The sequence below is a fragment of the Actibacterium sp. genome, from assembly GCF_041584535.1.
Taxonomy (GTDB): Bacteria; Pseudomonadota; Alphaproteobacteria; order Rhodobacterales; family Rhodobacteraceae; genus Actibacterium_D.
This window is the reverse complement of record NZ_JBFHDW010000212.1, coordinates 1-4775: the sequence shown is the minus strand read 5'-3', so window position 1 is coordinate 4775 and position 4775 is coordinate 1. Positions and strand designations below refer to the sequence as shown.

Below are 4775 nucleotides of genomic sequence, written 5' to 3'. Positions count from 1 at the left end.
CGTTCCAGCGTGCCGACAAAGCTGCGAACCTGATTGTGCAGAAAGCTGCGGGCGCGGACGTGGAAATGAAACTCGCGGCCATGCGGGATGTCAAAGGCCTCGATCCGCAACTCGTCCAGTGATTTGACCGGCGAGGCCGCCTGACAGATCGACGCCCGGAAGGTGGTAAAGTCATGCCGCCCCAGCAGATAGGTGGCGGCCTGTTGCATCGGTTCCAGCTCCAGAGGGTGCTGCACCTGCCAGACCTTGCCGCGCTCATGCGTTACGGGGGCGCGGCGGCTGACCAGACGAAACAGATATTGCCGCTCGGTCGCGGAAAACCGGGCGTGAAAGTCATCATCGATCCGTGCGGCGGTCAGAATGGCCACCGGCAGCGGTTTCAGATGAAAATTCAACGCCTCGGACAGGCGGAACGGGTCCCAATCCTTGGCCAGATCGCAATGCGCCACCTGGCCAAAGGCATGCACCCCGGCATCGGTGCGCCCGGCGGCGGCGATGGTATGCGGCCCCGGCTCAAGCCGCGACAGCGCCTGTTCGATCGCGCCCTGCACCGAGGGCTGATCGGCCTGCCGTTGCCAGCCCGCGAAGGGCGTGCCGTCATATTCGATTTTCAGGGCGTATCTGGGCATATCCCCCGGTTAGCGCGGTGCGTCGGATTCGGCAATCGCAACGCTCTCTGGCGCTGGCGGCCCCGGACACCTATCTTGAGCGAAACAGCGTGAGGTGAGCGTGGGTATTGGCGATCTGGCAGACGGGGTGACGCGCGGTGTCGAAGGCATCGGCGATGCGCTGTCCGAAACCCTGTTCGAGCCGGTGATCCGGCTGGGCGTTACCGGCCTGTCGCGGGCGGGCAAAACGGTGTTCATCACCTCGCTGGTGGCAAACCTGCTGGATCGGGGTCGGATGCCGCAACTGATCGGCGCGCGCGATGGCACCATTCTCAGCGCCTATTTGCGGCCTCAGCCCGACAATACCGTGCCGCGATTCGATTACGAAACCCATCTGGCGGCGCTGACCGGCGATGTGCCGCATTGGCCCGAAAGCACCCGCGCGGTGTCGCAATTGCGGCTGTCGTTCAAGGTTCAGCCCGGCGGCTTGCTGGGCGCGGTGGCGGGGCCGCGCAAGATCCATCTGGATATCGTCGATTATCCGGGGGAATGGCTGTTGGACCTTGGGCTGCTGGACAAGACCTATGTGCAATGGTCAGCCGAGGTGTTGACCCGGATCGCGCCCCGTGCCGCCGCCGCCCCGTTTCGCGCAGCGCTGGGTCAGGTCGATCCGGCGGCCCTGTTCGATGAACCCGTGGCGAAATCCCTTGCCGCCGCCTTTACCGACTATCTGCACGCCGCCCGTAACGAGGGCTTTTACGACTGCACCCCGGGCCGGTTCCTGTTGCCGGGCGAGATGGCGGGGTCTCCGGTTCTGACCTTTGCGCCGCTGCCCGCCACCGACCGGGCCCTGCGCGGATCACTGTGGCGCGAGATGGAGCGCCGGTTCGAGGCCTATAAATCCGAGGTGGTCAAACCGTTCTTCCGCACCCATTTCGCACGGATCGACCGGCAGGTGGTGCTGGTCGATGCGCTGGGCGCCATTCATTCCGGCCCACAGGCGGTCGAGGATCTGCGCCGCGCCATGACCGACATTCTGGCCGCCTTCCGCCCCGGTCGGAACGCCTTTCTGTCGCGGATTTTGCTGGGCAAGCGGGTCGAGCGCATCCTGTTCGCCGCCACCAAGGCCGACCATCTGCACCACGCTCAGCACCCGCAACTGACCGCGATCATGGAGGCGCTTTTGCGCGACGCCAAGGACCGCGCCGATTATGCCGGGGCGAAAACCGCCGCCATGTCGATTGCGGCGCTCAGGGCGACGGTCGAGGAAACCATTCAGCACGAGGGCCGGACGCTGGATTGTGTGCGCGGCACGCTTTTAGAGACCGGCAAACAGGCGGCGCTTTATCCCGGCGCCCTGCCGACCGATCCGGCGCGCATCCTGTCCCCGGCACGGGCGGGCGGCGCGGCGTGGCTGGATGCCGATTACCAGATCATGCATTTCGCTCCGGCGCGGCTCAGCCTGAAGCCCGGCGAAGGCCCGCCGCATATCCGGCTGGACAAGGCCGCTGAATTCCTGATCGGAGACCGCCTGCGATGACCCAAGGCCCGGTAGTGATTGATCTTGACGACCGGCCGGTTCCCGGCCCCGATGCCGCGCCGCCGGTGCCCGATCTGGCCGAAATGCCCTCGGGCCGCGCGATGCAGACCATGGCGACGCTGGCGGCGCGCAAGCCATCGCGCGTGGGCCGGTTCTTCTGGTCGGCGGCGATGGGGTTGATCGGGTTCTGGGCCTCGGTCGCGGCATGGGATTTCGTGACCGGCCTGTTGGATCGCAACCCGGTTCTGGGCACGGTGGCGCTGGTCCTGGTGGCGGCGGTGGTGCTGGCGGCGCTGCTGGTGATGCTGCGCGAACTGGCGGCTTTCGCCCGGTTGCGCCGGGTCGATGCGCTGCATAAGGCGGCCGAGGCGGCGATCGTGGCGAATGACCTGAAGGCGGCCAAGGCGGTTGTTGGCAAGCTGACCGGCCTTTACGCGGGGCGCGACGAATTGCAATGGGGCCGGGCGCGGCTGGCCGAACGGCAGGGCGACGTGTTCGATGCCGATGGGTTGCTGGGGCTGGCCGAGGCCGAATTGCTGACGCCTCTGGACGCCGCCGCCGTGCGCGAGGTCGAGGCCGCAGCCCGGCAGGTGGCGACGGTGACGGCGCTGGTGCCGCTGGCGCTGGCCGATCTGATCGCGGCGCTGACGGCGAATTTGCGGATGATCCGGCGGATTGCCGAAATTTACGGCGGGCGCTCGGGCACCTTGGGCAGTTGGCGCATCACCCGCGCGGTGCTGACGCATCTGGTGGCCACCGGCGCGGTGGCGGTGGGCGACGATATGCTAAGCAGCTTTGCCGGGGGCGGGGTGCTGGCCAAAGTGTCGCGCCGGTTCGGCGAAGGCGTGGTGAACGGCGCCCTGACCGCGCGGGTCGGCGTCGCCGCATTAGAGGTCTGCCGGCCGCTGCCGTTCCGCACCACCAAGCGCCCCGGCGTGTCGGGCATCGTGTCGCGGGCGCTGAAAGGGTTGTTCGGGAAAGAGGGGTAGCGGGCGAAGCTATCTCAGCTTCGGAATGCCGCCCGGCAGCTTTTCGCGATCCACCACTCCGGCGCGCAGGGACCGACCGATCCGGTGCGCCAAAGCCGACCACGCGACCGCTTGTTCCGGCTCCAGCTCGCGCCGCAGCGTTTGGTCGAACAGCCCCAGCCACGGCTCGAACATGCCCGGCCGCACATTCCCGGCCTTGACATGCGCCGCCATCGGGCTGCCGTCATAGACCCGCTCGCCCAGAATGGCATTGGCCCAGAAATTGGCGATCTTGGCCTCATGCGCGGGCCAGTCGGTGACATGCGCGGCAAAGACCGGACCCAGCCCCGGATGCACCCGCACGGCGGCATAAAACGCATGGACGACCCGTTCGATCTCGGGTCGGGTGATAGGAAACTTCGGGGGCAGGGCTGTGCTCATGCCGAAGGATTGCCCGCCCCGCGCCCCGCATGCAAGAGCCAAAGCGCCGCACTATCTTGCCCCGCCTTGCTGCGCCGCCTATAACGCGGGCATGATGACCCGTTTTGCGATCATTATTCGAATTAGCAGCCCGGCGCTCTGAGACCATGAGCCGCCGGGACAAGGCGTTTGAGACCTCGCGCCGCCCCCTCTCAGACATCCGAAATTCTGCAAGGATCACACAAGATGTGCGCCGATACGCCTGACTACAAAGATACGCTGAACCTGCCCGAAACCGATTTCCCGATGCGCGCCGGCCTGCCCAAACGCGAGCCCGAATGGCTGGCCCGTTGGGAACAGATCGGCATCTACGACCGCCTGCGCGAAAAGGAAGGCCGCCCGCCGTTCATCCTGCATGACGGCCCGCCCTATGCGAACGGCAACCTTCATATCGGCCACGCGCTGAACAAGATCCTCAAGGACTTTATCGTTCGCAGCCAGCAGATGCTGGGCCATGATGCGCGCTATGTGCCGGGCTGGGATTGCCACGGCCTGCCGATCGAATGGAAGATCGAAGAACAATATCGCGCCAAGGGCAAGAACAAGGACGATGTGCCGGTCATCGACTTCCGTCAGGAATGCCGGAAATTCGCGGATGGCTGGGTCAATGTGCAGCGCGCGGAATTCAAGCGTCTGGGCGTCACCGGCAACTGGGACGACCCCTATCTGACGATGGATTACCACGCCGAAGCGGTGATCGCCGACGAATTCATGAAGTTCCTGATGAACGGCACGCTGTATCAGGGCAGCAAACCCGTGATGTGGTCGCCGGTCGAAAAAACCGCGCTGGCCGAGGCCGAGATCGAATACCACGACCACCAATCGCACACGATCTGGGTGCCGTTCAGCTTTGCCGCAGCCCCCGGTGATCTGGCCGAGGCCCGCGTGGTAATCTGGACCACGACCCCGTGGACGATCCCCTCGAACAAGGCCGTCGCCTATAATCCCAAGATCGCTTATGGCCTCTATCGCGTTGACGCCACCGAAGAGGAAAGCTGGACCAAACCCGGCGATCTATACATCTTTGCCGATGCACTGGCCGAGGACGCCCTGACCAAGTCGCGTGTCACTGCCCATACGCGCCTGCGCGACGTGGCGCCCGAGGAATTCGAGGGCACCGTTCTCAAACACCCGTTCAACGGCCTCGAAGGCGCCGACGGCTTCTGGGATTACGAGGTG

The 4775-nt window shown here is 65.5% G+C and carries 5 protein-coding genes; 3 read left to right on the top strand and 2 right to left on the bottom strand.

Going from position 1 to position 4775, the window contains the following annotated elements; translation table 11 throughout:
- On the bottom strand, positions 1-629 hold a 629-nt coding region (gene truA / locus ABYW26_RS10710), incomplete at its 3' end, for a tRNA pseudouridine(38-40) synthase TruA (protein ID WP_372604840.1).
- Positions 630-729: 100 nt separating this feature from the next.
- On the opposite strand from truA, the gene ABYW26_RS10705 reads away from it, so the two are divergent.
- Complete coding sequence (locus ABYW26_RS10705; protein WP_372604841.1) at positions 730-2148, top strand: YcjX family protein; 1419 nt, start codon at positions 730-732, stop codon at positions 2146-2148.
- Positions 2145-3137, top strand: a complete 993-nt coding sequence (locus tag ABYW26_RS10700; RefSeq protein WP_372604839.1) for a YcjF family protein — start codon at positions 2145-2147, stop codon at positions 3135-3137. The genes ABYW26_RS10705 and ABYW26_RS10700 overlap by 4 nt, the downstream gene beginning before the upstream one ends.
- A 9-nt stretch (positions 3138-3146) precedes the next feature.
- Here the strand turns inward: ABYW26_RS10700 and ABYW26_RS10695 are convergent, their stop codons facing one another.
- Complete coding sequence (locus tag ABYW26_RS10695; RefSeq protein ID WP_372604837.1) at positions 3147-3557, bottom strand: group III truncated hemoglobin; 411 nt, start codon at positions 3555-3557, stop codon at positions 3147-3149.
- A gap of 225 nt (positions 3558-3782) precedes the next feature.
- Here ABYW26_RS10695 and ABYW26_RS10690 point away from each other — a divergent pair.
- Positions 3783-4775 (top strand): class I tRNA ligase family protein (locus ABYW26_RS10690; RefSeq protein WP_372604836.1); only part of this gene is annotated, 993 nt, incomplete at its 3' end.

Coding starts and splice junctions, on each gene's coding strand:
- ABYW26_RS10700 (WP_372604839.1), top strand. CDS start 2,145: ATGACCCAAGGCCCGGTAGTGATTGATCTTGACGACCGGCCGGTTCCC.
- ABYW26_RS10695 (WP_372604837.1), bottom strand. CDS start 3,557: ATGAGCACAGCCCTGCCCCCGAAGTTTCCTATCACCCGACCCGAGATC.